This is a genomic window from Kribbella sp. NBC_00482, from assembly GCF_036013725.1.
Lineage (GTDB): Bacteria > Actinomycetota > Actinomycetes > Propionibacteriales > Kribbellaceae > Kribbella.
Genome location: NZ_CP107881.1, coordinates 4873804 through 4898901, shown reverse-complemented (window position 1 = coordinate 4898901; position 25098 = coordinate 4873804). Strand labels below are relative to the sequence as shown.

General features: G+C 67.2%; 26 protein-coding genes and 2 pseudogenes. 13 read left to right on the top strand and 15 right to left on the bottom strand.

Annotated elements, in window-relative coordinates:
- Positions 1-147: 147 nt before the first annotated feature.
- Both OHB24_RS43355 and OHB24_RS24005 read right to left on the bottom strand, forming a co-directional pair.
- Positions 148-465: pseudogene (locus tag OHB24_RS43355) on the bottom strand (phosphotransferase family protein); the annotation flags it as partial.
- A complete protein-coding gene (locus OHB24_RS24005) occupies positions 462-740 on the bottom strand; it encodes a TetR/AcrR family transcriptional regulator (protein WP_327633076.1) in 279 nt (92 codons plus the stop codon). The pseudogene OHB24_RS43355 and the gene OHB24_RS24005, both read right to left, overlap by 4 nt.
- A 170-nt stretch (positions 741-910) precedes the next feature.
- Here OHB24_RS24005 and OHB24_RS24000 point away from each other — a divergent pair, with 170 nt between their 5' ends.
- Positions 911-2677 carry an alpha/beta hydrolase family esterase gene (locus tag OHB24_RS24000; RefSeq protein ID WP_327633075.1) on the top strand — a complete coding sequence of 589 codons (1767 nt, stop codon included), beginning with the start codon at positions 911-913 and terminating at the stop codon, positions 2675-2677.
- Between the two features lie 49 nt (positions 2678-2726).
- On the opposite strand, the gene OHB24_RS23995 is transcribed toward OHB24_RS24000, so the two are convergent.
- Genes OHB24_RS23995 through OHB24_RS23985 form a run of 3 tightly spaced genes read right to left on the bottom strand, consistent with a single transcriptional unit; the run spans position 2727 to position 5755 of the window.
- A complete protein-coding gene (locus OHB24_RS23995; RefSeq protein ID WP_327633074.1) occupies positions 2727-3518 on the bottom strand; it encodes a DeoR/GlpR family DNA-binding transcription regulator in 792 nt (263 codons plus the stop codon).
- A gap of 24 nt (positions 3519-3542) precedes the next feature.
- Complete coding sequence (gene pdxA / locus OHB24_RS23990; RefSeq protein WP_327633073.1) at positions 3543-4547, bottom strand: 4-hydroxythreonine-4-phosphate dehydrogenase PdxA; 1005 nt, start codon at positions 4545-4547, stop codon at positions 3543-3545.
- Positions 4544-5755: a four-carbon acid sugar kinase family protein gene (locus OHB24_RS23985; protein WP_327633072.1), complete on the bottom strand. Its 1212-nt coding sequence runs from the start codon at positions 5753-5755 to the stop codon at positions 4544-4546. Before OHB24_RS23985 ends, pdxA begins: the two co-directional genes overlap by 4 nt.
- A 222-nt stretch (positions 5756-5977) precedes the next feature.
- Between OHB24_RS23985 and OHB24_RS23980 the strand changes: the two genes are divergently transcribed.
- From OHB24_RS23980 to OHB24_RS23935, 10 genes are all read left to right on the top strand, one after another.
- Positions 5978-7603 (top strand): ABC transporter substrate-binding protein, encoded by a 1626-nt coding sequence (locus tag OHB24_RS23980; protein WP_327633071.1) that lies wholly within the window; start codon positions 5978-5980, stop codon positions 7601-7603.
- 3 nt (positions 7604-7606) lie between these two features.
- Positions 7607-8542: an ABC transporter permease gene (locus tag OHB24_RS23975; RefSeq protein ID WP_327633070.1), complete on the top strand. Its 936-nt coding sequence runs from the start codon at positions 7607-7609 to the stop codon at positions 8540-8542.
- Positions 8539-9432 (top strand): ABC transporter permease, encoded by an 894-nt coding sequence (locus OHB24_RS23970; RefSeq protein ID WP_327633069.1) that lies wholly within the window; start codon positions 8539-8541, stop codon positions 9430-9432. The genes OHB24_RS23975 and OHB24_RS23970 overlap by 4 nt, the downstream gene beginning before the upstream one ends.
- Positions 9432-10277, top strand: a complete 846-nt coding sequence (locus OHB24_RS23965) for an ABC transporter ATP-binding protein (RefSeq protein ID WP_327633068.1) — start codon at positions 9432-9434, stop codon at positions 10275-10277. The genes OHB24_RS23970 and OHB24_RS23965 overlap by 1 nt, the downstream gene beginning before the upstream one ends.
- Positions 10274-11104 carry an ATP-binding cassette domain-containing protein gene (locus tag OHB24_RS23960; protein WP_327633067.1) on the top strand — a complete coding sequence of 277 codons (831 nt, stop codon included), beginning with the start codon at positions 10274-10276 and terminating at the stop codon, positions 11102-11104. Before OHB24_RS23965 ends, OHB24_RS23960 begins: the two co-directional genes overlap by 4 nt.
- A complete protein-coding gene (locus OHB24_RS23955) occupies positions 11101-12042 on the top strand; it encodes an aldo/keto reductase (RefSeq protein WP_327633066.1) in 942 nt (313 codons plus the stop codon). The genes OHB24_RS23960 and OHB24_RS23955 overlap by 4 nt, the downstream gene beginning before the upstream one ends.
- Positions 12043-12079: 37 nt before the next feature.
- Positions 12080-12844 (top strand): HpcH/HpaI aldolase family protein, encoded by a 765-nt coding sequence (locus tag OHB24_RS23950; protein ID WP_327641096.1) that lies wholly within the window; start codon positions 12080-12082, stop codon positions 12842-12844.
- The gene (locus OHB24_RS23945; protein WP_327633065.1) at positions 12841-14031 is read left to right on the top strand and encodes a sialidase family protein; all 1191 of its coding nucleotides are present in this window, start codon (positions 12841-12843) and stop codon (positions 14029-14031) included. The genes OHB24_RS23950 and OHB24_RS23945 overlap by 4 nt, the downstream gene beginning before the upstream one ends.
- Positions 14021-14704: an SDR family NAD(P)-dependent oxidoreductase gene (locus tag OHB24_RS23940; protein ID WP_327633064.1), complete on the top strand. Its 684-nt coding sequence runs from the start codon at positions 14021-14023 to the stop codon at positions 14702-14704. The genes OHB24_RS23945 and OHB24_RS23940 overlap by 11 nt, the downstream gene beginning before the upstream one ends.
- Before the next feature lie 730 nt (positions 14705-15434).
- Positions 15435-15779, top strand: a complete 345-nt coding sequence (locus OHB24_RS23935) for a hypothetical protein (protein ID WP_327633063.1) — start codon at positions 15435-15437, stop codon at positions 15777-15779.
- A gap of 192 nt (positions 15780-15971) precedes the next feature.
- On the opposite strand, the gene OHB24_RS23930 is transcribed toward OHB24_RS23935, so the two are convergent.
- Positions 15972-16403, bottom strand: coding sequence for a DUF4386 family protein (locus OHB24_RS23930; RefSeq protein WP_327633062.1), 432 nt, complete (start codon positions 16401-16403; stop codon positions 15972-15974).
- Here OHB24_RS23930 and OHB24_RS23925 point away from each other — a divergent pair.
- On the top strand, positions 16340-16783 hold the full coding sequence (locus tag OHB24_RS23925; RefSeq protein ID WP_327633061.1) for a serine hydrolase domain-containing protein: 444 nt from the start codon (positions 16340-16342) through the stop codon (positions 16781-16783). The two genes, OHB24_RS23930 and OHB24_RS23925, sit on opposite strands and share 64 nt — an antisense overlap.
- A 169-nt stretch (positions 16784-16952) precedes the next feature.
- Here OHB24_RS23925 and OHB24_RS23920 read toward each other — a convergent pair whose 3' ends face one another.
- The 9 genes and pseudogenes from OHB24_RS23920 to OHB24_RS23885 form a co-directional block, all read right to left on the bottom strand.
- Positions 16953-17255: a hypothetical protein gene (locus OHB24_RS23920; RefSeq protein WP_327633060.1), complete on the bottom strand. Its 303-nt coding sequence runs from the start codon at positions 17253-17255 to the stop codon at positions 16953-16955.
- A pseudogene (locus OHB24_RS43350) lies at positions 17256-17354 on the bottom strand (tyrosine-type recombinase/integrase); the annotation flags it as partial.
- 114 nt (positions 17355-17468) lie between these two features.
- Complete coding sequence (locus tag OHB24_RS23915; RefSeq protein ID WP_327633058.1) at positions 17469-18863, bottom strand: alpha/beta hydrolase; 1395 nt, start codon at positions 18861-18863, stop codon at positions 17469-17471.
- Between the two features lie 175 nt (positions 18864-19038).
- A complete protein-coding gene (locus tag OHB24_RS23910; RefSeq protein ID WP_327633056.1) occupies positions 19039-19461 on the bottom strand; it encodes a hypothetical protein in 423 nt (140 codons plus the stop codon).
- The gene (locus OHB24_RS23905) at positions 19458-20561 is read right to left on the bottom strand and encodes a flavin-containing monooxygenase (protein ID WP_327633055.1); all 1104 of its coding nucleotides are present in this window, start codon (positions 20559-20561) and stop codon (positions 19458-19460) included. The genes OHB24_RS23910 and OHB24_RS23905 overlap by 4 nt, the downstream gene beginning before the upstream one ends.
- Positions 20558-22210, bottom strand: coding sequence for a multicopper oxidase family protein (locus OHB24_RS23900; protein ID WP_327633054.1), 1653 nt, complete (start codon positions 22208-22210; stop codon positions 20558-20560). The genes OHB24_RS23905 and OHB24_RS23900 overlap by 4 nt, the downstream gene beginning before the upstream one ends.
- The gene (locus OHB24_RS23895; RefSeq protein WP_327633053.1) at positions 22207-22935 is read right to left on the bottom strand and encodes a DJ-1/PfpI family protein; all 729 of its coding nucleotides are present in this window, start codon (positions 22933-22935) and stop codon (positions 22207-22209) included. Before OHB24_RS23895 ends, OHB24_RS23900 begins: the two co-directional genes overlap by 4 nt.
- A gap of 72 nt (positions 22936-23007) precedes the next feature.
- Positions 23008-23694: an NAD(P)H-binding protein gene (locus tag OHB24_RS23890; RefSeq protein WP_327633052.1), complete on the bottom strand. Its 687-nt coding sequence runs from the start codon at positions 23692-23694 to the stop codon at positions 23008-23010.
- Between the two features lie 289 nt (positions 23695-23983).
- The gene (locus OHB24_RS23885; protein ID WP_327633051.1) at positions 23984-24463 is read right to left on the bottom strand and encodes a DUF4386 domain-containing protein; all 480 of its coding nucleotides are present in this window, start codon (positions 24461-24463) and stop codon (positions 23984-23986) included.
- 141 nt (positions 24464-24604) lie between these two features.
- On the opposite strand from OHB24_RS23885, the gene OHB24_RS23880 reads away from it, so the two are divergent.
- Entirely contained in the window at positions 24605-24862 is a 258-nt protein-coding gene (locus tag OHB24_RS23880; protein WP_327633050.1) for a tyrosine-type recombinase/integrase, read from the top strand.
- The last annotated feature ends 236 nt before the right edge of the window (positions 24863-25098 follow it).

Below are 25098 nucleotides of genomic sequence, written 5' to 3'. Positions count from 1 at the left end.
AAGGCGACGACCGACCGCGATGGTTGTCGGCACGCAAGAGGGCGAATCGCTCGAGGAGCCGGACGGGCTGGGCACTGCCGACCTCGCCCGCCTCCATGAGCCGGCCGAGCAACGCGGGTGGTGAGAACGTGAAGGGCGCCGGGATCGCGCTGACAGGCCGACCCTGCTGAGCCGGACCTGGTGGAGTGTCACCAGGATTTCGCCGAGGGATCCGAGCACGCGCCGTCGCCCGCTCGGATCGGGTGCCTGCTCGGCCAGGGTCGCGCCATGCACTCGCTGCAGGACCATGTACGGCACGCTCCCGACCTGCAGGGTCGCGTCGTAGCTGACGAGTTCCGGAGTCGGCACGCCCGCGTCCTGGACCAGCGGAATGACCTCAGCCTCCTTCGAAAGCGACTCCACTGCTCTGGTGGTGCGAGGGATACGCAGGACCAACTCACCGCCGAAGAAGATCGCCAGGTTCATCTCACCCGGCCGGGCGGCAGTGCCCTGAATGTCTCGGCCTGGGTCCGCAACTGGTCGGCGACCACATTGGCGACCAAGTCATCCTTGGATGTGAAGTGCGCGTAGAACGCACCATTCGTCAGCCCCGCGTCGGCCATCAGCGTGGCGACGCCGGAGCCGTCGATACCGCTCTGCTTGAACCGACGACCGGACGTCTCGAGGATCCGCTGCCTCGTCGCCTGCTTGTGCTCCTTGTCGTACCGCGCCACACACTCCTCCATCCACTCGCCTGCCATCGACCGGCATTGCAGGCTGCCCAAGGTGCGCAGATCGCGCAGATCGTCACGTGCCGCAAGGAATGGCCCACCTCACGGTTCACAGTCCGCGCATGAGCTATTGCGTGAATCACGCACCGCTGCCAGGGTTGGCCGCAATGACCAAGCCGCCGATCCACTGGAGGAAGACAGTGAAGAACAGGCTCCTGATCATCGTTATGACGGTCGCGATGGCGCTTCCCCTGACCGGATCCGCGCGGGCGGCCACGGCGTCCAGCCTTCCGCCCGTCCAGCAGCTCAGCGCCACGACGCCCGTCTACGACCCGATGGCGGGCATCAAGATGGGCATCAGCGGGCTGTTCGAGCGCACGATCTCGGGCACGAACCGGACCGCCAAGATCTACGTCCCCAAGGCTGCGAACCTCGGTGCCTACATGGTGGTGCTCAACGTCCCTGAGGGCGAGCAAACCGTTCCCTGGCTCGTCGACAGTGGATGGATCGACCTCGCCGAGAAGAACAAGTTCCTCCTCTACGTCTTCGAGCCTGGCGCTTCCGGACACTGGGGATCACCCGACGAGGAGCGGTCCTACCTCGAAACGGCGTACGCGAACATCAGCGTCAACTCCCCCGATGGCCGCGGCACCTGGTACCTCCCGCCCGAGAGCTATTACGTCGTCGGATACGACCGCCCAGGTTCGGTGCTGCAGCAGATCGTCATGAAGGACCCGACCCTCGTGGCCGCAGCGACCTTCGTCGACGCGAGCGACATCGCTCCCGCGTTTCTCAAGCAGCTGGACAGTACGTTCTATCCGACGACGGACTGGAACGGTCAGCAGGTCGCGAGCAGCAGCGTTCCGCTTCCCGTCTGGATCATGGAGGACCGGCTGGGCGACGAGGCCGCTGGTGTCGTCAGGTATTGGCAGGAGGCCAACCAGACCGCATCCAAGGCAACCGGGTTCCACGGTGGGAGGATCTTCCATCAGCGGAAGGGGGCACTGAAGTACTACGTCGCCGACGGCTCGCTCAGCGCTGTCGCGGTCACCGGCAAGGTGAAGAACGCGAAGACATCGGCCGCCGGCATCTACGGCGACTTCCTTTCGCGCTACACCCGCTACGGCGGCAACGTCGGCGGCAACACTCTCGGCTCGCGACCTGACTACGGCAAGCTCGGTGTCCAGTTCAGGACGATGGAACTGGCAGGCCGAATGCGCGAGTACATGGTTTATGTCCCCGCCAAGGCGAGGCAGGCGGCGAGGAAGGGTAGGACTGTGCCGGCCGTCATCTCGCTGCACGGTTCCGGGCTGACGATGTACTCGATGTTCGATTTCTCCCGGTGGTGGGAGGTCGCGGATGACGAGGGCTTCATCCTCGTCGTGCCGACCGGGCTCAACACCCAGAACCGGACGGGATGGGGTACGACGGCCGACCACGTCGACATGACGTTCCTGCAAAGGGTTCTGAACGAAGTCAAGACCGGCTATAACATCGATCCGGGCCGGATCTATCTGGGCGGGCAGTCGAACGGGAGCATGACGACCATCGCGGCCGGGAAGAACCCGGAGCTCTCCAAGAACTTCGCTGCACTGGGCTCGACCTCCGGCGGCCAGACATCGTCGACGACCGACTACAGCGGCGAGACCCTTCCGTTCCTCCTGTTGTTCGGCCAGTTCGACCTCTGGCCGAACGATCTGTCGACGCCGTACGTCGGTGACACCATGCGGTACTGGATCAACCGCAACGACGCACTCGGTACGCCGACCACACCGGCGTCGGTCGAGCGGGTGGGACGGTACGACATCAGCTCGTGGAAGGACGCGGACGGGACGACCGTGGCCAGGTACGGCGTGAATCGCGGCCGCGGTCACAGCACCATCGCCGACGAGGCACGGGTCCTTTGGGATTGGTACTCGCAATGGCATAAGGATGCCCAGGGCAACAACGTTCAGTTGTCGCGCTGACCCGACGAGCATCAGGGCCCCGGGGACGAACGTCCTCGGGGCCTGCAGGTCAGTTTGTCGGCGCTTCTGCCGGCGTGACGACGACGACCTCGATTCCCTTGTCCTCGAACCGCCGTACCTCGGCGGCCGGCGCCGAGTCATCGGTCACGAGCGTCCACCGCGGCGGCATCACAGCCCACGCGTGGAAGGGCCCTTGACCGAGTTTGGCGCCGTGCGCGAGCACGTAGACGCGATCGGCCCGGCCCATCATGAGCTCTTTCAGTCGCGTCTGCTCGAGATCCTTCTCGTTGATCCCGCGGTCGACGCGGACGCCGTCGGCCCCCATGAACGCGCGGTCGAACGACATCCGCTCGAGCGAGACCTCGGTGACCGGTCCGACGAAGGACTGGCTGATGATCCGTAACCGCCCGCCCAGCACGATCACCTCGATGTTCTCGGCTTCGGCCAGTACGTCGAGCACGGTCAGGCCGGTCGTCGTCACCGAGAGGTTGGTGAAGCCGGTGAGTTCCTGGGCCAGCGCGGTCGTGGTCGATCCGCCGTCGAGCAGCACGTTCTCGCCGGGCACGATCTGGCCGACGGCCCAGGCCGCGATCGCGCGTTTGGCGTCGTACGCCTCACCCAGGCGCTGCCGCAGCGACGCCTCCGGATGCGGCTCGAGGCTCAGCGCGCCGCCATAGGTGCGCGCGAGTTTCCCCTCGGCGGTCAGCAGGGCGAGGTCGCGCCGGATCGTCGACGGCGTGACGCCCAGCCGCGCGGAGAGGTCCTCCACGTTGGCCAACCCGTCGGACGCGGCCATCCGGACGATCTGCTCGCGTCGCGCCCCTGACTTCTGCCTGCTCACGCCTCGCACTGTATCCAAGGAAGGTCAGCCTGCCACTCGCTCCGGAGCCATCTCGACCGCGAGTCGCAGTGCCTCGATCATCGAGCGGTGGTCGGCCACACCCCGGCCGGCGATGTCGAACGCCGTACCGTGGTCGACCGACGTCCGGATCACCGGCAATCCGACGGTGACGTTGACCCCGGCCTCGAGTCCGAGGATCTTGACGGGACCGTGGCCCTGGTCGTGGTACATCGCCACCACCAGGTCGTAGTCGCCCCGGCCGGCCAGGAAGAACAGCGTGTCGGCCGGCAGCGGACCGTGTACGTCGATCCCGTCGGCCTGGCACACCTCGACTCCGGGAGCGATCTTCGTCTCCTCCTCCCCCCGTCCGAACAGGCCGTTCTCACCGGCGTGCGGGTTGATCCCGCAGACGCCGATCTTCGGCGCCGCGACGCCCGCGTCGATCAGGGCCTGGTGGCCGCGCCGGATGGTGCGCTCGACCAGCCCGGGTTCGATCCGGTCCACCGCGTCGATCAGGCCGATATGCGTGGTGACATGGATGACCTTCACCTTGGGCGTCGACAGCATCATCGACACCTCCTTGGTGCCGGTGAGTTCCGCGAGGAGTTCGGTGTGGCCGGGGAACATGTGCCCACCTGCCTGCAAGGCCGCCTTGTTCAGCGGCGCCGTACAGATCGCCTGCACCTGTCCGGACATCGCGAGCTCACTGGCGACCCGGATGTAGTGGTACGCCGCATCGCCCGCGACCGCGGACACCGCACCGAACGGCAGGTCCGGCGGCAGCAGTCCGAGATCGATGACGTTGATACGCCCCGGCGTGAACTCCGCGTCGCCCACGCTCCCGATCGCGACGATACGGGGTTCGAGACCGACGATCCGCGCGGCCTGCCGGAGTCGCTCGGCATCGCCGATGACGACGCAGTGCGCGGCTTCGGCGATGGTGGGGTCGAGGAGCGCTCGGACGATGACCTCCGGACCGATGCCGGCGCCGTCGCCCATCGTGACGGCGATCTGGGGGGTGCTGCTCATGTCGGCTCCTCGGGTACTGGTTCGGTGAACAGGCTGGCGACGAGATCGGCGAGCGAGGCGGGGCTGCCGAAGCTGCCGGGACGGGTGGCCACGAGTCGACCACCAGCTCGGGACAGCACTGCCCCGCAGCGCTCCGCGACGGGCGTCAGGCGGTCGATGCCGAGCAGGTCCAGAACCCCACGGGCAGTCTCACCACCGGTGAGAACGAGAGCGCGATGATTCGCAGCCGCCGGCTCGACAGCCTGCGCCAGCGCGGCAGCCAGTTGTGGTGCGAGCTCAGGTCGTACGCCGGCAGCTCCGTCCAGGCTCACCACCGCGCATCGGGAACCTCGGACCCGGGCCGCGATATCGCGGCGCATCCCGCGCGGATCACGCAGCAGGACGTGCGGGTCCAGCCGCAGTACGACGTCAGCCACGGCCTCCAGCGCGGTCAGCTGGACGGACAGCGAGGGGGCCGCACTGCCGACCACAACCAGAACGGCCTCTGCCGCGGATCGTGGCGCAGCGACTAGCTCCGGGGCGTCGGCCGGGACGGCACGCGCGGCTGCGCCGGCGAGCGCGCCGGACCCAACCAGCACAGGCCGCTCAGCGGCTTGGCGCGCGGCGGCGTAGACACCGTCCAAGTCGTCGTCGGACTCGGCATCACAGACGGCGACGAGCCCCGCCGTGCCGGCTTCCGCGAGCGCCTTGGCCAGCACCTCACCGCCCTGACGAACAGTTGCCAACGGCACCGAACAGGTATCCAACGGCGCCAACGCCTCCGAGACGGAGCGTGGCGCCGGCCGGTCCTCGGCATGCCACCAATCAGTCTCGTGCAAGGGCACGCCCCCAACCCGGAGGACACCGTCGACCACGACCCGGCCGGCGGACGGCAGGGCCGAAGCAACGATGGGGGCGACGCCATACAGTTCCTGCAAGACGCCGACCTCGGCGGCAAGGTTGCCGCGCAGGAGCGAATCCACCTTCTTCAGGATCGGCACACCACCGCACGCCGCGATCGCGGACCGCACCGAAACCGCCGCGTCTGAGGGGCTCTGTCGCCGGGAGTCCGTGTCGACGGCGATCACACGCGCAGCTCGCGCATCGACCGCGGGAGGCCGTTGCGCGGCGTACAGGTCGACCGAAATACGCGTTGTGCGCAACAGAAACGCGGCGGCCGACTCGGCCGCGCCACTCAGATCGTCCGCAACGATCGCCAGCTCCGGCATCGCCCCTCCCTTCGTCGATCTTCGAAAACCCCATGTCTACAAGTCTTTCCGGCCACAACCTCCGGAGTCACGGACTCCGGCGAGCGATCCCCGTCGGGCAGTTCAGCAAGATCAGATCACGCAAATGAAGCTACAGCTATTGCGCAGAACACGCAACGGTGCCATCTTGTGGAAACGAGCCCGTCACCCGGGCGGCCCCTGGCAGAGTTCAAGGAGAACGTCATGTCCGACATCGAGAAGTTGGTCGATACCGCCAAGTCGGGCACGGGGGTCTCCCGGCGGGCGATCCTGCAGTTCTTCGGCATCGTCGGCGCCAGTACGGCGCTCGGCTCGGCTGTCACTGCCTGCGCCGGTCCGCAGAGTTCGGGCGCGGCGAACGGAGGCGGCGCCTCAGGCGCCGGCGGGAAACTCAGCGTCGTGCTCAACCGCAACCTGGTCAGCCTCGACAACAAGCTCAACCAGTACGACGCCGCCGTGACCGTGCAGCGCGCGGTCCGCGAAGCGCTGACCCGGATCGGCCCCGACCTGAAGCCCGAGCTGGTGCTCGCCGAGAAGTTCGAGCTCACCTCGCCGACCGTCTGGACGGTGAAACTGCGTAGCGACATCCACTACTCCGACAAGTCGCCCGTCACGGTCGATGACGTCGAGACCGCGCTGAAGCTCTACTTCCAGGTCAAGGCCGGGTACGTCGCCTCGCAGTTCCCGGAGCAGCCCACCTTCGCCAAGGTCGACGACAAGACCTTCACGCTCACCACCAAGACGCCCGTCGTGACGCTGGACTCGCTGATGTCGAACATCCTGATCACCCCGGCCAAGGCCAACAAGGCCGAGGAACTGCGCGAAGGCATCGGCAGCGGACCCTTCAAGGTCGCCTCGGCCGACTCCGGCACCGGCACCTACCGCCTGGTGCGCAACGACGACTACTGGGGCGAGAAGGCCCTGCTCGACGAGGTCAACGTGTCGTACCAGGAGGAAGAGGGCGCCCGGGTCATCGCGATCACCTCCGGCCAGGCCGACGTGATCGACACCATCACCCCCGAGTCGGCGACCGCGCTCAAGAAGAAGAACGACATCGACCTCGTCCAGGAGCCAGGCACCCGGTTGATCCACCTGTTCTACAACTTCCGCAAGCCGGCCGGACACCCGCTCACGAACCCGAAGGTCCGTGAGGCGCTCAGCCATGCCGTCGACCACGAGGCGCTGATCTCCAGCCTGATGAACGGACTCGTCAAGTCCGCGGAGGGCGTCGTACCGAAGACGCTGTCCGGGTTCGCGAAGACCGGTGACTACACGTTCGACCCGGCGAAGGCGAAGTCGATGCTGGCCGCCGAAGGTGTCTCGAACCTGAAGCTGACGTTCATCTGGGAGGAGTCGGAGTTCGCCGGCGCGGCCCGGGTGATGGAAGCGCTGGTCGGCATGCTCGGCGACGTCGGCGTGAAGGCGACGCTGAAGGAGATCCCGAAGGGCGGCGACATCAACACCTGGCGCCGCGGCGAGGCCGGCGACTGGGACGTGCTCGGCAACGGCTACGGGAACCAGACCGGTCTGGCGATCACCAACCTCCAGGGCCAGTACGCCGGTACGGCGGCCAAGGAGAAGACGAGAGACACGTACCACGGCTTCGTCTTCCCCGACGTGACGAACCTGCTCGACCAGGCGAGTGCCGAACCGGACGCGGCCAAGCGGGACGCGCTGCTCAAACAAGCCCAAGAGAAGATCTGGGCGCTGTGGCCGGCGATGTGGGCGTGGACGCCGGACAACGTACTGGCGAAGCGCAAGCGGGTCGCCACGCTCGAACTGTCGCCCACCAACTCTTACGACCTGTCCAAGGTCAAGGTCTCGGGCTGAGCCATGCCGCGCTACATTCTCAAGCGTCTCGGCCAGACCGTGCTGACGGCCTGGTTCACGGTGACGATCGTCTTCCTGTTACTCCGGCTGGCCCCTGGTGACCCCGCCGCGAACTACGCCCCGCCGAACCCGACCAGCGAGCAACTGGCCGCCGTACGGCAGGAATTCGGACTCGACCAGCCACTGTTGTCGCAGTACCTCACCTATCTGGGCAACCTGCTGCACGGTGACATCGGTACGTCGTTCCAGTTCCGGCAGCCCGCGCTCCAAGTAGTGATGGACCGACTGCCCTACACGGTCACGCTGGCCATCGCAGCCATCGCCGTGACCGCGGCGATCGCGATCCCGCTGGGCGTCTGGATGGCGCGGCGCGGCGACACCGCACCTGAGCTCGGCGCGAACATCGCCACCATCGCCGGCCAGTCGATGCCGGACTTCTGGATCGGCTTCGTGCTGCTGATCGTGTTCGCGGTGAATCTGCAGTGGCTGCCGTCGTCCGGATTCACCTCGACGAGCGCGATCGTGCTGCCCTGCCTGACCATCGTGGTGCTCCAGGTGGCGCTGATCTCCCGGCTGGTCCGGCGGGAGATGACGGTGAACCTGGCCGCGCCGTACTTGACCATCGCACGATCCCGCGGCGTCTCCGAGCGTCGCCTGACCTGGGGCTACGCGTTCGCGAACTCGTCCATCCCGGTCGTCACCGCGCTCGGAACCCGATTCGCCGCAATGCTCAACGGCGTCGTCATCGTCGAGGTCGTGTTCAAGTGGCCGGGCGTCGGCGAACTGGTGGTCGACGCGCTGTCGAGGCGGGACTTCCCGTTGATCCAGGCAACGGTCCTGGTGACCGTCGTCCTCGCTCTGGTGGTCCAACTGCTGGTGGACCTGCTGTATCCGCTCATCGACCCCCGGGTCCGGCTCGGTCAGGAGGCCCGCTCGTGACAGATGTCGCCGCACCGTCAGGCGTCGCCCGGAGGCTGCTCCGCCGGTCGGCCGCAGCGCGCAAAGCCCGGTACAGCACGATCAAGATCTGGGTCGGCGCGATCTGCGCCGGCATCGTGATCATCCCGGTGGCGCTCGCGCGCGTCCTCCCGCTCCCCGATCCCGTGCACGGCGTACTCAAGGAGACGTCCCTTCCGCCGTTCAGTCCGGGTCATTTGCTCGGAACCGATCCGAACGGCCGGGATCTGCTCTCCCGCATCCTGCACGGCGGCCAGACCTCTTTGCTGATCGGAGTGTTGGCCATCGCGCTCTCCGGCGTGCTGGGCATCGCGGCGGGCGCCGCAGCAGGCTACTTCGGCGGCTGGGTCGACACCATCGTCTCCCGACTGCTCGAAGCCCAGCTGTCCTTGCCGCTGCTGCTCATGCTGCTACTGGTCGTCGCACTGTTCGGTCCGTCCGTGCCGGTGATCACGCTGGTGATCGCGATCGCGCAATGGCCGGAGCCGGCCCGGCTCACCCGCGCGCTGGTCCTGGTCGAACGCGAGAAGCCGTACGTCGCCGCCGCCCAGGTCCTCGGGCTCGGCCGACTGAAGATCATCGCCCGGCACATCGTCCCGAACATCCTGTCGCAGACCCTCGTCGTCGTCTTCCTGCTGCTCGCCCAGGCCGTGTTGCTCGAGAGCGCCCTGAGCTTCCTCGGCGCCGGCGTGCAACGCCCGTACCCGACCTGGGGCGGCATCATCTCCGACGGCCGCGAACTCTTCGTCACAGGTGCCTGGTGGCTCGTGACGATCCCCGGCATCGCGATCGCGCTGCTCGTGCTCGGCGTCAACCTGCTCGGCGACGGTCTGCGTGACCGGGTGCGCCGGGCGAAGGCGGTGACCGGCTGATGCCCATCCTCAGCGTTCGCGACCTCACGGTCGATCTGATGACCGCGGGCGGCGTGATCCGCGCGGTCGACGGGGTGACCTTCGACATCGACTCCGGGGAAACCGTCACGATCATCGGCGAGTCCGGGTCCGGCAAGTCAACGACAGCGATGGCCCTGCTCCGGTTGCTCCCGGACGATCTCGCCGTACTGGCCGGCCATGCGGAAATCACCGGCAAGGACGTGGTCGGGACCCGCAAGCACATCGGCGGACTGCGTGGACGGGAAGTGGTGCTGGTCCCCCAGGACCCGATGACCGCGCTGAACCCGATCGCGACAGTCGGCCGGCAGATGGTCGAGGCGATCCGGCTGCGGCATCGGTGCGGAAAGGCGGAGGCACGTGACCGGGCACTCGCGTTGCTACGCCAGGTCCATCTCAGCAGGCCGGAGCAGCGCCTGAAGCAGTATCCACACGAACTGTCCGGCGGCATGCTCCAGCGCGTCCTGATCGCGATGGCGCTGTCTGCCCAGGCCGAACTGATCGTGGCCGACGAACCCACCTCGGCTCTCGATGTCACTGTGCAGGCCGGAATCCTCGACCTGCTGCTGGAGATCCAGCAGCAGACCGGCGTCGGCATCCTGCTGATCACCCACGACCTCGGCGTCGCACGGCTGATGAGCGACCGGATCCATGTCATGCAGTCCGGCAAGTTCGTCGAGAGCGGCCCCGTCGAGGACGTGGTCGACCGGCCCCAGCATGCGTACACCCGCAAGCTGCTCGACGCGATCCCGAAGCTCGGCCCCTGGGACGATCCCGACGTACCGACCGCCCAGAAGCTCGAAGTGATGAATGGAGGGCCGTCATGACCTTGCTGGAGGTCTCCGGTCTGGTGGTGCAGTACGGCGAGCATCGCGCCGTCGACGACGTGTCCTTCCAACTGCCACGGGGTGGATCGCTTGCCCTGGTCGGCGAATCGGGCTCCGGGAAGTCCACCATCGCGCGCGCCTTGGTCCGGCTGCTCCGGCCGTCGGCCGGGTCGATCGTGTTCGACGGCGTCGACCTGACGACCCTGACGGAACGCAGGTTGCGACCACTGCGGCACCGGATCCAGATGGTGTTCCAGGACCCGTACGGCTCGCTCGACCCGCACCTCGACGCCCAGCACATCGTCGCCGAACCGATCGCGGTCCGCGGCGAACGATCCCGCCGTACCCGGGACAAGCGCGCGGCCGAACTGCTCGACCAGGTCGGATTGCCGTCGTCGGCGCTGACCCGCAAACCGCACGAGTTCTCCGGCGGGCAGCGGCAACGGATCGGCATCGCCCGCGCCCTCGCCTCCGATCCGGACCTGCTGGTGCTGGACGAGGCAACGAGCGCTCTGGATGTGTCCGTCCAGGCGCAGGTACTCGAAATCCTGGCGGCACTGCGCGCCGAACGGGGGCTGACGTACTTGTTCATCTCGCACAACCTCGGTGTCGTGACTGCCGTGTGCGAACAGGTCGCCGTACTCCGATCCGGTCAGATCGTCGAGCAGGGGACGGCGGCCGACGTACTGCAGCGTCCACAACACGAGTACACCCAGCGACTCCGGCGCAGCGCGCTCGAACCCGCGCTCATCTCGGGACGCAAACCCCGCGAGGTCGTCCGAGCGATTGCGGCCGCCCGGGCCGCGGAGAGTGCGGCTGCCTCATGACCGGCCTTGTCCTCGGCACCATGACGTTCGGCGACACCGTCGATCTGGAGCGGGCCCGAACCATGGTCGATGTTGCTCTGGGCAACGGCATCACCGCGATCGACACTGCCAACGGGTACGCCGGCGGGCGGAGTGAGGAGATGCTCGGCGAGATCCTGCGCGGCCGGCGGCACCAGGTCACGATCGCGACCAAGGCCGGCATCTACCCAGGCGACGCGGGTGGCGAGCCGCTCCTGTCCCGCAAGGGAATCCGGACGTCGCTCGAGGCCAGCCTGCGCCGGCTCGGCACCGATCGGGTCGACCTGTTCTACCTGCATCAGCCCGACCGCTCGGTGCCTCTCGAGGAGACCGCGAGCGGGCTGGCCGCGCTGGTGAACGATGGCCTGATCGGCGCGATCGGCGTGTCCAACTACGCCGCCTGGCAGATCAGCGACGTGTCCACCGCGTGCCTGGCCGCCGGTGCGCCGCAGCCGGTCGTCGCGCAGCAGCTGTACAACCTCGTCGCCCGCCGGATCGAGGCAGAGTACGTCGAGTACGCCGCGACGCACGGTCTGGACACGATCGTCTACAACCCGCTCGGCGGTGGGCTGCTGACCGGGCGGCACTCGTTCGACGACAGCCCCGGTGAAGGCCGGTTCGGTTCGTCGGCGGTGTCTCAGATGTATCGGGATCGCTATTGGAGCCGTCCGCTCTTCGATGCCGTCACGTCGTTGTCGACCGTCGCGGCTGACGCGCGCCTGACGCTTCCGGAGCTTTCGCTGCGGTGGTTGCTGTCCCGCGATGTCGTCACCGCCGTACTGCTCGGCGGATCGAAACCCGAGCAGCTGCTCAGCAACATCACCGCCGCGCAGCAAGGCCCCTTGCCATCGGACGTCCTCGACGCCTGTGACGAAGTCGGCCGCGCGCTGTCCGGTCCCATGCCTGCTTACAACCGTTGACACCTGCCAACCAATGACACTTGGAGAGCTCTTGCCTGTGACAGCCCGCTCCTTCACCGACAAGCTTCGCCGCCGCGACCGCGCCCTCGGCTACTGGGTCGTGCTCGACTCCCCCGTCTCCACCGAGCGCATCGCGCGGCTCGGCTACGACTATGTCTGCATCGACGCCCAGCACGGACTCATCGAGTACGCCGGCATCCTGCGCGGACTCACCGCCGTCGACGCGGGCGGGAGCTCCGTCGGCCTGGTCCGGGTCGGTGCCAACGAGCCGTTCCACATCGGCCAGGCGCTCGACGCCGGTGCGGCCGGAATCATCGTGCCACTCGTCAACACAGCCGACGACGCGGCCCGGGCGGTCGCGGCGGCGACGTACCCGCCCGGTGGTGTCCGCTCCTACGGACCGATGCGGTCGGCACTGCGGGTCGGCCCGAAGCCGGCCGAGGCGAACGCGTCGATCGCCGTACTCGCGATGATCGAGACGCCCGAAGGGCTGGCCGACGTGGAGAGCATCTGCGCCGTGCCCGGTCTCACGGGGGTGTACGTCGGTCCTTCGGATCTCTGCCTCGCCGTCGGGGGCGCGTATCCCGGCGACCCGGCGGTCGCGGACGTGTTCGAGGCGGCGCTGGAGCGGGTGCGGACCGCGGCGAAAGCGGCGAACGTTGCTGCAGGCATCCATACCGCTCACGGCACGATCGCCGCGCAGCGGCTGGCCGAAGGATTCACCTTCGCTACCGTCTCCTCGGATCTCGTGCACCTCGAGCAGGCGGCAGCCGAGCACCTGCGCGTGGCGGGTGAGCGATGAGTGCGCTGGAGCAGCTGGCCACGGACGGCGTCGTACACGAGCGAGCGGATGGGCTCGGTGAGGCGTTCCTGCCGACCGAGACCGTACAGTCCCACGCGGCGCAGCTCGCCGTACTGCCTGGTGGTGACCTGGGATGCGTCTGGTTCGGCGGGACGCAAGAAGGCGTCGCGGACATCAGCGTGTGGTTCTCGCGGCTGGCGCCCGGTGGGAGGTGGAGCAAGCCGGTGCGGCTCAGCGACGACGACACCCGCTCGGAGCAGAATCCGGTCCTCTTCCCTGCTCCCACCGGCGAGCTCTGGCTGCTCTACACCGCGCAGCACGCCGGCGACCAGGACACCGCGGTCGTCCGGGCGCGCGTCTCCACCGACAACGGCATAACCTGGGGACCGATCCGGGAACTGCTCAGCTCACCGGACGGCGGTGTCTTCGTTCGGCAGCCGATCGTGGTCCTACCGAGTGGACGATGGCTACTGCCGACGTTCGCATGCGTCCGGATCGAAGGGCGCAAGTGGGCAGGCGACCGGGACACAAGCAGCGTCTGGTTCTCCGACGATCAGGGCGCGTCGTGGGAAGAGGTACCCGTGCCCGACTCCACCGGCCGCGTGCACATGAACATCGTGCCGGGTGAGCGACTCACGGCGTACTTCCGGAGCCGCTGGGCCGACAACATCTACCGCAGTACGTCGACAGACGGCATCACCTGGGAACCGCCACAGCCGACGGAGCTCCCGAACAACAACTCGTCGATCCAGGCCATCGCTCTGCCCGGCGGACCGACCGCGATGGTGTTCAACGACAGCAGCCGGGCCGACGCGGTCGCGCGACGGGTCTCGCTGTACGACGAGATCGACGACAGCGGCATCGTGGAAGGCTCGAAGCCGCGGGTGCGCGAGGTCGACGACGCCTCCGAACGAACCGCCTTCTGGGGAGCACCACGGGCACCGCTCAGCCTCGCCGTCTCCCGCGACGACGGACTGACCTGGCCGCTCCGACGGGTGCTCGCCGACGGCGACGGCTATGCACTCTCGAACAACTCGCGCGACGGTCTCAACCGCGAGCTCAGCTACCCCTCCGTGGTGATCGATGACCGCGGCGACCTCCACGTCGCGTTCACCCATCACCGCCGGGCGATCCGCTACCTCCACCTTCCGGCCGCAACTCTCCAGGAACAACTGAATGCCGGCTGACCGCACAGCCGTCATCAGCGGTGTCAGCTCCGGGATCGGGCGGGCCATCGCCGACCACCTGCTCCAGGACGGCTGGACCGTGATCGGCCTCTCCCGACGCCGACCCGACCTGAGCGCTCAAGGCTTCCGCTGGCGACACTGCGATCTCGCTCAGCCCGGGAGTACGGAAGACGCGGTCGGCGACGTCGAGGGCGTTCAGGCGCTCATCCACGCGGCCGGGTTCCAGGTCAGCGGGCCGCTCGGCGCCCTCGATCCCGATGACGGGCGCCGCATGTATGCCGTCCACGTCGACGCCGCGATCAGCCTTGCCAACAGCCTCGTCGACCGGATGACCGTTGACGGCCGGATCCTGCTGATCGGCAGCAGGACCGCCGTCGGTGTCGCCGGCAAGAGTCAGTACGCCGCGACGAAGGCCGCCTTGCGCGCCCTTGCGCGGTCGTGGGCGACGGAACTCGCGCCGCGGCGAATCACCGTCAACGTCATCGAACCCGGCCCGACCGACACCGCCATGCTCGCCGACCCGGCTCGAGCCACGACGCCACCCGTCGTACCACCCCTCGGCCGCCTCATCCGCCCCGAAGAAGTCGCCGCCCTCGCGCACTTCCTCCTCACCAACAACGCCGCCATGATCACCGGCCAACACCTGACAATCTGTGGCGGCGCGTCCCTCTAGACGCCGCGCGCGCGTGAACCACCCCGGGTGCCGCAGCGTCGGCGCCAAGATCCCGCAGCCTGGCCCGGCGGCTCGGGTGCGGCGCCCGCATCCCCGCAGAGCCATCCTGGTCGGTTCTTGAGGCAGAGGTCCGAGGCGTGTATCGAATCGGACCCCTCAGCATCCCCAGAGGGTGTGATTCTGATACATGACGCTCCGTGGAGCCGTCTCGCGCACGCCAACGGCTGGCGATGCTGCCGCCGACTTTCACCACGACTCAGCGCGCCTGACTGCAAATCTGCCGACACGTCCCAGGCTCGGCAGGGCCTCTTGCACACCTCTTTACGCACCTCAATCAGCGCGAGAGGATGGTTGCCGATGAGAACTTACGCGCATCAAGCAGCCGCGGAATCTGTTACCTGTAAGGGATCCCGAGCATCGTTGACAACTGATGATCAGTCTCAGTTGGAATTCAGCGGGTTCGGGGTTCGAGTCCCTGGCGGCGCACAAAAGCCCAGGTCACCAAGGTGCCCTGGGTTTCTTCATGTCTGTCACGGGCCCTTTACGTGCCCCTTTGCCAGAACCTTCGTTCGCAGCGAGTGCCCGCCGTCTTGTTCAGGTCAGCTTCGCGCCCCTGAGTTGATCGTGACTGTGCGTCACATCACATCGGTTCGCATCGCTACCGATTTCTCGGATTCTCAGCCGCGCCCAGCGTTGAACTGCCGGCCATCGCCCCGGTTGGAGGCCTGACATGTCGAGACCACCGCTGCCCATCGGAACCTGGGGAAGCATCTCGACCATCGTCGAGAGAACTGACGACAAGGGCAAGCCTGTCGCCTACCGCGCCAAGACGAAGTTCCGCGACCACGACGGCCACGTCCGCGTCGTGTCCGCATTCGGCAAGACCAAGACCGCCGCCGAACGTTCCCTCCTGAAGAAGCTCCAGGACCGGTCGAGGACCAGCCAGTCGGGTGAGCTGACGGCGATGCACAAGGTCAGCCACCTCCTCGACCTCTGGGAGAAGAGATTCGAGGGCCCGGTCGCCGATGGCACACGCTCCCCCCACGTCCCTGGAGACCTACCGGCGCGCCCTTAGGACCATATCCGCCCCGCCCTCGGAGAGCACCGCGTCGGCGAGGCCAACGCCCCACGCATCGACACCGTCCTCACCAAGATCAAGAACAAAGCCGGTGCCCCGACCGCCAAGACCTGCCGCGCCGTCATCTCAAACGAGGTCGTGCGTTCGAACTGGTTGTAGGTGGTGCTGGTGATCTGGAAGTCGCCGGCGTCAGACGAGGAGCGAGATGCCGGCAGCGATGGGCCACAGCGACCAGGCGATGTAGGTGATCGGCGTGCAGGTGGCCGCGAGCTTCCAGCCATGGCGCTCGGCCGGGCCGACGAACTCCAGCGAGCACACGACGAGGACGGCGCCGATGACGATCGCGGGGATCCCGAGCCAGCTCGGGGCGAGGTCCGTCTGGGTGAATGCGATGCCGACCAGGATGGTCCAGGCACCGGTGAGCAGGTAGCCGAGGTGCTCGCCCACGGCGACGCCCAGGTATCGGTTGAAGCTCTGGAAGACGACGTCGACCGCTTCGTGTCGGGTGGGCTGGCCTCGGGGTCGGCGCCGCAGCCCAGATGAGTTACGCCGATCTGATGCGAACCCGCCTGTTCGAGCCGCTGGGCATGACCCGCACCGCCATCGAAACCGGCCACGCACTCGTCACCGGCGGACGATCGGCGACTGGTCTCCCGGTCCAGCCATGGGTCATGAGCGCCTACGCGCCCGGTGGTGCCGCGGTGTCCACCGCCGGCGACCTCGCCAGACTTGCGACTGCGCTCCTCGACGGGACCGCACCCGGCATGGCCGCCCTCGAGCCCACAACCGCCACTGACCGGTCGAACTCCCGCATCGGTGACTTCTGGCAGATCTCCACCTGGCAGACCGGTCAGACCATCACCTCGCACGGCGGGCAGACCGGCGGCTACGCCTCGTACCTCGGCCTCGACCGCGCCCGACACAAGGCCGTCATCGTCCTGTCCGACGTCGCCAACGACGCCAGCGACCTAGGCACCCAGCTCCTCGCCCACGGCAAGTAGAAACTCCGACTTCGGGGGTTCTGGATCTGTATCTGGACGATCTGTTCCCTTGCGGGGCTCAGCCGGGCCGCAAGCCAGCATCCCAAGCTCGGCCGTGCGGCGTGTGAGCTCGTCGGCACCGGCCTGCTTCTCGCGCAGCAGCCGCAGGGTCAGATCGATGCCTTCGATCTCACCGAGCCAGCCTCGTCGACGGCGCGGCGGCGCCGCACCATGAGATCGTCCTCGAACTCTTGAAGGGCAGCATGCGCGGATCGACGTGCAGCATCGGGCATCGCACGCAGTCGTGCTCGTGCTGGCATGGTGTCCCGTAGGGGCGGGCGCAGGAGCCGAGTTCGACCTTGCGCTTGTCGAAGTGCTCCTCGAAGTCACTCCATTCCCGGGGCGTCACGTAGATGTATTCGTCGGCTGGCCGCAGCTCGCGGCGCCGGGCCAGGAAGTCCTGGTCGTGCTGGACCATCTCCTCCTCGAACACCGCGACGTAGCGCTGAGTGGTCTGCAGGTCGAGGTGCCCGAGCAGCTTCGCGCCGATGTGGATCGGGAGGCCGTTGTTGACCAGCTCGGTGGCAAACAGCCGCCGAAGTCATGCGGGGTGAAGGTCACGCCTGCGAGGCATACGACTAAGACACGTCCACGGGTTCCTTCTTTGAACGTACAACATCCGATTCCCCCGCTTGAGAATGCCTCGTCAGGGACCCTTGAGCGGTTCGCCGGTCTGCACTGAGACCACGACCTCGTGGATTGCCTTGGTGATAGCGGCGGCATGATCCGGGTTCTCCACGAAGGAACCGTGGGTCGCCCCCGGCACGACGCGATGCAGGCTGTTGGTCGACAGCTTGGCCGTCTCGTTCTGAGCAGCCATCCACCCCTCAGAGTTTCCGCGCTCTGCGGTCAGGACGATCAGCGGTTTCGCATTGAGGCTGCGGAGACTCCCCGCCTCGGCCTCGGACCGATTCGCGACACCGAACTCATCGAGGAATCCCCCCATCTCCTTCCCGGTCGCGGCAGTCGCACGCGCATCGTCCCGGTACGTGGGCGGGAGCTCCGAGAATCCGCTGCCGGCGATCAGGCGCCCGACCCCCAACCGGGAGGTCGTTGCGGCCAATGAGGACAGGTGCTTCAACACGCTGTACGAACTCGCGTCCTGCGGGGACACGGGGGTGCTCTTGGCTCCTGTCGAGTCGACCAGCACGAGGCCAGCGACTTCCTCGGGGTACTTCGCGGCGTACGCCCTCACGTACAGGCCACCGAAGGAATGCCCGGCCAGTACGTACGGACCCGGAACATCTGCGCGAGCCAGCAGTTCGTGCAGATCAGTCGCGATCTGCACACCATCGGGAGGACTCGCGGCCGGATCACTCCAGCCACGCCCCGCCCGGTCGTACACGCACACCCTGCTGTCGCGGGCCACAGCGGGTGCGATCAACCCCATCGACGCCGCGGAGCCGCCACCACCGGGCTCCAGAATCACGGTCGGACCCACTGAGCCAGTGCACTCCAGGTGGAGCCGGTACGGTCCCACGTCGACGAGCTGACCGCGCATGGCAACCGCGGGGTCGGTCGAGCGGCTGATCGTCTCGTACCCTCCGCCGACGGAGAAGATCACCAGGACGACCAACACCGGGTTCAGCAGCCACGCCCTCGTCCGGCTGTGCAGCTCGCGCCGGGCGCGGGTCCAGACCCAGACCACCAAGACCAACAACGCCGGCGGCCAGACCCACCCCAGAGCATCCACCACGGCGTCCGGGGCCAAGAGCACCAGCGCCCCGGACAGGACCATGAAGATCGCCGGCGCAACCGCCCAGCGTTGCGGTTGGCCGGCGAACCGGCTGGACAGAACCGCGATGAGCGCCCACCCGAAGGCAAAGCCAATCAGGACCATGGCGGTGGAGAAGTCGTCATTCACGATGCCGACTGGGAGGAACGCCAGGATCACCGCGGCCGCGAAGCCCGCGGCCAGCGATCCGGCCACGACTCCCCCAATATACGAGCGCTCTGGCTCCTGCGGCCCGGTGGGAAAGTCCATGTCCGGAGGCGGGTTGGACACGCCCTCGGGGACCAAAGGATCGTGGATTGCGGTCATGTCGATGACCTTGTCTCCAGCGCAGTCACAGCCGGCATCAATGGATCGCCGGGGCGACGCAGAGCGGAGTCAGCGCGCAGGAATTCCTCGGTACCTCCAACCTACGCCGAGGAGCCACCAAACACGACACTTGTGAGTACCGCCGTGCAGAGCGTCTTGGCCAGCGGCAAGTCGGCTAGCGGTGGAGTTGGAGTCCGGCGGCGATCTCGATTGCGATGATCGTGGCGGCGAGCCAGTCGACAGTGAGGCAGAACGGCGGCCACCACCGAGTGTTGGCAACATAGTGAGTGCGGTGTTGCCAGAGGTCCTTGAACCCGTGGCCGATCAAGCCGAGGACGAGGAGCCACGCCGATCCGGTGACGCCCGCCGCGGCGACCACCACGAAGGCCCCGGCGATGGTGGTCTCGACGGCGACGACGGTTGGTCGTCCGTCGGCCACTGCGAAGCCGATGTAGACCGATGCGATGAGGGCCAGGGAAAGGGCGTAGACGGTCGCTGCGTCGAGCCACCACAAGCCGAGCGGTGATGCGGCCTGGATTGCCCCCCAGACGAGTCCCCAGGCGATCGGGGCACGCGCATTGGCGTGGCCGGTTGTCATTGAGGCGACGGTGACTTCGAGGTGTTGGCGTCCCGGCGTGAGTCTCGCGCTTCGTCTGTTTGCTTCGCGATGTGGTCCGCGAGGTAGGACGCATCGGAGCCGACCCAGCCGAGTAGTGCGGAGGTTCGGGTGTGCTGCCAGGTCATCCCCAGCAGGTACAGACCGGGAGACGGGGTGACGCCGCGTTGGTGCAGGATGCGGCCCTGTTCGTCCTTCACGCCGGCCACGTCGATCCACGCGTGGTTCGCCTTGAACCCGGTCGCCCACACCACGGCGTCGTACTCGGACGCCGTGCCGTCGGCGAAGGTCACGGTCCGGCCGGCCGCCATCGTCGCGCGGGGACGGATCCGGACGCCGTACCGCTTGGCAAGCTGTCGCGGGCCGGCGCCGATCACCTGGTCACGTTCGGCCAGCCGTTTTCCGAGTCTGGAGGCCACGGTGACTCGGTCCAGCCTGAGCCCACTCGCCCACGTCCACACGTCGCGGCGCAATGGGCGCTGGGGGATCGTCGGGATCCGTTGCCCGGCCGACAGTTCCACGCTGTGCGTGGCGGTGAGCTCCAGGGCGATCTGGCAGCCTGAGTTCGCGGCCCCTACTACCAGGACCTTTCCCGCCGGCAGGTTCTGAGGGCGGCGGTAGTCCACGCTGTGGATCTGAGGCACGTCGGCGTCGAGGTCCTTCGCGATCGGTGGGACGAACGGAACCTGGAAGGGGCCGGTGGCAACCACCACATTCCTGGCCTGCAAGGTGTCTCCCCGGGTCGTCACGACGTACCCGTCGTCGCTTCTGGTCAGCGATACCACAGTTGTGTTCAGCTGTACCGCTAGCTCGAACCGGGCGGCGTAGGTCTGCAGGAAGTTCGCGACGTCGTCCTTGTCGGGGTAGGTGTCCCTCGCGGCGGGGAATGGCATTCCTGGCAGGTTGTCGAATTGCGCGGGTGTGAACAGCTGTAGGGAGTCCCATCGTGAGCGCCACGCGTCGCCGATCTGCGTGCCCGCGTCCACGATCAGGTAGCGCTGCCGGCGCTCGGCCAGGTGGTAGCCCATCACCAGACCGGCCTGGCCTCCGCCGATGACCAGCACGTCCAGTACGTCGGTCATGACGACACCGGCAGGTTCGCAGTACCTTCGCGCAGATTTCCCTCGGGAAGTCGGGCGACGTTGAAGCTGAACATCATTCCGCTCTCGGTGTGTTCGGCGATGTGGCAATGCGCCATCCACAGCCCGGGATTCGAGACGTCCAGCAGGATGTCGACCGTTTCGCCGGCCCGCACAAGGACGGTGTCCTTCCAGACGAGGTTGGCCTCCGGCTCCTCGTCCCTGGACAGGATGAGGAAGCGACCGGCACCGTGGATGTGGAACGGGTGGTGCATCGGGTGATCGGAGTCCATCTCGTTCACCAGCCGGATCTTCACCCGGTCGCCCACGGTGAAAGCCCACGTGATGGCTCCGTTCTCGGCGCCGGTCTCCCGGTCGACGAGCTGCCAGATCATGTTGCTGGGATCCGATGCGCGGTTGATCTCCGGCATCAGGTCCTCCCACTCCAGACCGTCGCCATGATCGTGTCCGCTCTGCGCCGGGCCCTCCTGCGAGGTGTGGGCAGCGGGCGTTGGCGCGTCGGAGGGCACCAGTTTCATCCCGCACTGCGGGCACTTCGCCGGTTCGGTGGCGGTGACCTCGGGGTGCATCGGGCAGGCGTAGCTGGACGCTGCGATGTCCTCTGCGCCGTACAGGAGCGGCATGCGGGAGAAGAAGGCAAGGACCTTGTCGGGTTGCCTCTCGAGATCGTGCCGGATCGAGTGGTGTTCGGCGGTGAGTTCGGGGTCGGTGCGCAGCATCTCGAACGACGCAGCGGCCTCGCCGCCCGCGGCGGCCGTGACCGTGAAGCCGCCGAGGTCGTAAACCCGGTCAGGGGTGCGGTGCTCCAGCCGCACCTCCCCGGGGGTGTCGAACAGCACGTCGAGGACCGCGCGTTCGGAGGGGGCGAGCAGTACCTCCTCGACGAACGTCTCGCGCTCGAACCGACCGCTGTCGCCGCCAACCAGTTTCGCCCGAGCGCCACGGACAGCGAAGTTGAAGATCCGGGTATTGGCCGTATTAACGAGATACAGGCGCACGACCTCCCCCTGCGCCGCTTGTCCGGAGAACTGGGTCTCCCCGTTGATCAGCATGACGTTGCCGAACCGGCCCATTGCGGTGAAGGTCGGCCCAGACCGGTTGAAGGGCGCGATGTGCCCGTCCTCGACCAGCAAGTCGTCCAAGGTGAGGGTCAGATCACGGTCGACGACGGACCAGTACGAGGGGTCCGAAGGCTCGACGATGATCGTTCCGTACAAGCCCATTTCCTGGGCGAAGTCCTCCCGCATGTGCGGGTGATACCAATACAGACCGGCGTCGGGGAACTGCAACTTGTACGTAAATGACCCCCCGATCTGGATCGGCTCCTGCGTCTCATGCGGGACCCCGTCGAAACGGTTCTCCAGCCGCAGGCCGTGCCAATGCACCGTCGTCTCCACGTCACCCTCGTTCGACACCTGTACGGTGATCTCCGACCCCTGATCCACGTGCAGGGTCGGGCCGGGGATCGACCCGTTGTAGGCGAGCATGCGCAACTCGGCGCCCTCGATGCCCTTGCGCACCGCACCGATGCCGAGCTCGAGCAGGGCGCCGTCACGCAGTCGCACCACACCCGGGCGCGACACATCCGCCAGCCCGGCCGTCTCTGTGCTGAATACGTCTTGAGACGTCATCTGCTTCTCCCTTCATCGTCGGCGCCGAATGGCGGCCGTATGCCGTTCCCGCCCCGTGGAAGGCGGCGAGTTTGATCGTCGTGTCGGACAGGCGGTCCGGGCGCGGGCAGGGGTCCGGCCGGTGGCTGGGGGTCGTACTGGATGCCGCGCCGGACTTGCCAGGCCCGTTCGGGGCCGGCGAGGCGAGCGACCAGGTGCAGTGCCATGTCGATACCGGCGCTGACGCCGGCAGAGGTGATGAGGTCGCCGTCGTCGACCCAGCGGTCGTCTGGGCGGACCTGCACGCTGGGGTCAAGCCCGCGCAGCTCGTCCATCGCAGCCCAGTAGGTCGTCGCCGGCCGCTCGCGGAGCAGCCCGGCAGCAGCGTAGACCAGAGCGCCAGTGCAGACACTGGTCATCAACGGGACGGTCGCGCGTTGGGCGCGGACCCACTCGAGGTGTTTGGGGTCGCGCAGAAGCCCCCGGGTGCCTTCGCCGCCTGGGTATATGAGCACCTGCAGGGGTGGTGCGTCCGCGATGGCGTGGTGTGCGCCCAGAACCAGGCCCTTGGATGCGGTTACCGGCAGACCGTCCTGGGACATACAGGACACAGCCCAGCCGTCGTCTGGGTGGTTGCGGGTCCAGTGGGCCAGTACTTCCCACGGGCCGACGGCGTCGAGCTCTTCGACGCCGTCGAATAGCAGGATGGCGATGTGGCGTGGGAACGTGCTGGGCTCGCTGGCCATGTGCTCAGCGTGCCTTAGGAAGCGAGCGGTCCGGGGTCTTCCGCTCTGGAGAACCCTCGCCCACTGAAGAGTTCATTCTCTGGCGGCGTGGGCGAGTGCCGCGGGCGTCTCGCGACCGACGATCGCCGGGGCCTCGTGGACGAGCTCGTCGTTCTCGAGGGCCTCCACCATGAACAGGGCAAAGTCCACTCGACGCGTGAGGTTGCTCGCCAGGATTGGATCGCCTACGTGCTCGCTCCACACGGGCAAGCCCTGGCTTTCGCCCTCCTCGAGGTCGCTGCCGCGCACGACCGTCCACCGGGTGTCGCTGGCAAACACCCGCCGGCATGCCTCCACCTGGTCGTCGAGGTCAACCTTTCGAGCGAGTCGCGCAAGCCGGCCGAAGACGTTCACCATCACCTTGAGCTTCCACGAGTACACGTCCTGGCCGTCGCGGGTGATGTGCCACCCGCACGAGAACACAAGGCGCGCGCCCGGAGGTGCGTAGTCGAGCACCGCCTGGGTCGTTCCCGTCGAGTACCCGTTGACGCCAACCGGGGTCATCACGACGAGCACCCCGTCGCACCCCGCGACCGCGCACTTGATGACCTCAGGGTCGTCCGTTGCTCCCGGGATCACGGCGATACGCCCCTTGAACCGGTCGAGTTTCCCCACGCTTTCCTGCCGGCACACGCCGACCACCTCGTAGCCCCGATCCAACGCATGCTGCACCATGTACTGCCCGAGTTTGCCCGACGCTCCGACGATGCAGACCCTCATCGTGTGCCTCCCGTAGCGGTCCGGACACCGGCGCAGCCGTACGTGTCCTGCACGGGCTTGTCGATGTCGCGGAGTTCGAGAACAGCAGCGCCGGGATCGAGGTGACCTCGGTGGCCAGGTAAAACACGCCCGCGACAATCGCGGTACGTCAATGCGCTCATGTCCGCCACGCGAGTGCGCCCCCTGAAGCGGCCCCCCGGTCGCTCATAGGTATCTCCGACGAACACGCCTGAGACCACTACCCGCATACGCCCTGTGATGCTCACCATCCTCGGGAGAACATCCCCTGTCAACGTTGAACTTCAGGGGCCACAAGCCGGGCGACCAGACCCTGCCAAGAACGACGCAATGCGCTGCGGAAATCCCCCGAAGCCTGCTCACTCGTCGGCCTGGGGTCGCTGGTGATCGGTCGTACGCCGCCGGCGTGAACCCCTTGATCAGGAGCCAGATCGCCAACGTGACCTCGAAGATGCCGCCGAGGATGAGGAGCACCAGGCTGCTGTGGACACCAAAGCTCGGCGCCGGCGCCGACCAGGTGCAGTGCGTATCCAACCAGACCCCAGACCGCCAACCACTTGGGGGCCAACCGGGTGCGCAACAGCAACGCACACAGGAAGAGGGCTCCGAACGCGAGCGAGAGCTGGCCGATCTGGTAGGCGGTCTCGTTCGCGTCGACCGCGAGTGACCCGGGGGCCTGGGCGGCGTCCGGGCCGAGCTGTCCGCGGTCAGCCTGGTCGGCGAGCGGGATGAGTATCAGCAGCGCGAGCACCCCGACGTCATCAGGGCCATCTCGACGATCATCGTGGCCAGGTAGCCCCGGCCGGCCCCTACGGCACCAGCGCTACCCCTCGCCGTTTGCCGCTGGTGACACGTTCCTTACCAGCCCGCCGACTATCACCAGACTTGACTAGTGCAGAGAATCTTCGCGCCGACCTTCGGCTGGGTCACGGCACACGTCTTCCGGAAGACCACCGCCACCATTCTGGAGGAGTCCGGCCAGTCTCCCCGACACATCGCAGACCAGCTGGGGCACGCGCAGACGACAACGACGATGGATGACTACGTCGGTCGACGGGCCCGAGACCCCGAGGCGGCCGGCCATCTCGAGCAGGCTCTTCGCGACATCCACGAGCACGGGCGGCAAACGCCGGAAGGACCTGCGATCTAGTGGCACCGCGAGTCGACCGAGAGTCGCAAAGCGGCGAGTAACCGGCGAGTTCGGGCCCGGAAGTTCATCGCTTCCGGGTTATATGGCCAGGTCAGAGAGCCGGTGAGGGGACTCTCCAATGGAGAGTAAGCAGTTGTTGGCGACTGTGCTCAGCATGTTTCGTTCAATCCGGTTAGTAAAACGGTGAGTTGCGGTGGGCACGAGGCGGCTGGGAGCGGCGGTCAACCGGGGCACAG

Coding starts and splice junctions, on each gene's coding strand:
- OHB24_RS23890 (WP_327633052.1), bottom strand. CDS start 23,694: ATGAGGGTCTGCATCGTCGGAGCGTCGGGCAAACTCGGGCAGTACATG.
- OHB24_RS23905 (WP_327633055.1), bottom strand. CDS start 20,561: ATGACCGACGTACTGGACGTGCTGGTCATCGGCGGAGGCCAGGCCGGT.
- OHB24_RS23985 (WP_327633072.1), bottom strand. CDS start 5,755: ATGCCGGAGCTGGCGATCGTTGCGGACGATCTGAGTGGCGCGGCCGAG.
- pdxA (WP_327633073.1), bottom strand. CDS start 4,547: ATGAGCAGCACCCCCCAGATCGCCGTCACGATGGGCGACGGCGCCGGC.
- OHB24_RS23960 (WP_327633067.1), top strand. CDS start 10,274: ATGACCTTGCTGGAGGTCTCCGGTCTGGTGGTGCAGTACGGCGAGCAT.
- OHB24_RS23955 (WP_327633066.1), top strand. CDS start 11,101: ATGACCGGCCTTGTCCTCGGCACCATGACGTTCGGCGACACCGTCGAT.
- OHB24_RS23980 (WP_327633071.1), top strand. CDS start 5,978: ATGTCCGACATCGAGAAGTTGGTCGATACCGCCAAGTCGGGCACGGGG.
- OHB24_RS23895 (WP_327633053.1), bottom strand. CDS start 22,935: ATGGCCAGCGAGCCCAGCACGTTCCCACGCCACATCGCCATCCTGCTA.
- OHB24_RS23940 (WP_327633064.1), top strand. CDS start 14,021: ATGCCGGCTGACCGCACAGCCGTCATCAGCGGTGTCAGCTCCGGGATC.
- OHB24_RS23945 (WP_327633065.1), top strand. CDS start 12,841: ATGAGTGCGCTGGAGCAGCTGGCCACGGACGGCGTCGTACACGAGCGA.
- OHB24_RS23965 (WP_327633068.1), top strand. CDS start 9,432: ATGCCCATCCTCAGCGTTCGCGACCTCACGGTCGATCTGATGACCGCG.
- OHB24_RS23915 (WP_327633058.1), bottom strand. CDS start 18,863: ATGACCGCAATCCACGATCCTTTGGTCCCCGAGGGCGTGTCCAACCCG.
- OHB24_RS23975 (WP_327633070.1), top strand. CDS start 7,607: ATGCCGCGCTACATTCTCAAGCGTCTCGGCCAGACCGTGCTGACGGCC.
- OHB24_RS23935 (WP_327633063.1), top strand. CDS start 15,435: ATGTCGAGACCACCGCTGCCCATCGGAACCTGGGGAAGCATCTCGACC.
- OHB24_RS24005 (WP_327633076.1), bottom strand. CDS start 740: ATGGCAGGCGAGTGGATGGAGGAGTGTGTGGCGCGGTACGACAAGGAG.
- OHB24_RS23925 (WP_327633061.1), top strand. CDS start 16,340: ATGCGAACCCGCCTGTTCGAGCCGCTGGGCATGACCCGCACCGCCATC.
- OHB24_RS23910 (WP_327633056.1), bottom strand. CDS start 19,461: ATGACAACCGGCCACGCCAATGCGCGTGCCCCGATCGCCTGGGGACTC.
- OHB24_RS23900 (WP_327633054.1), bottom strand. CDS start 22,210: ATGACGTCTCAAGACGTATTCAGCACAGAGACGGCCGGGCTGGCGGAT.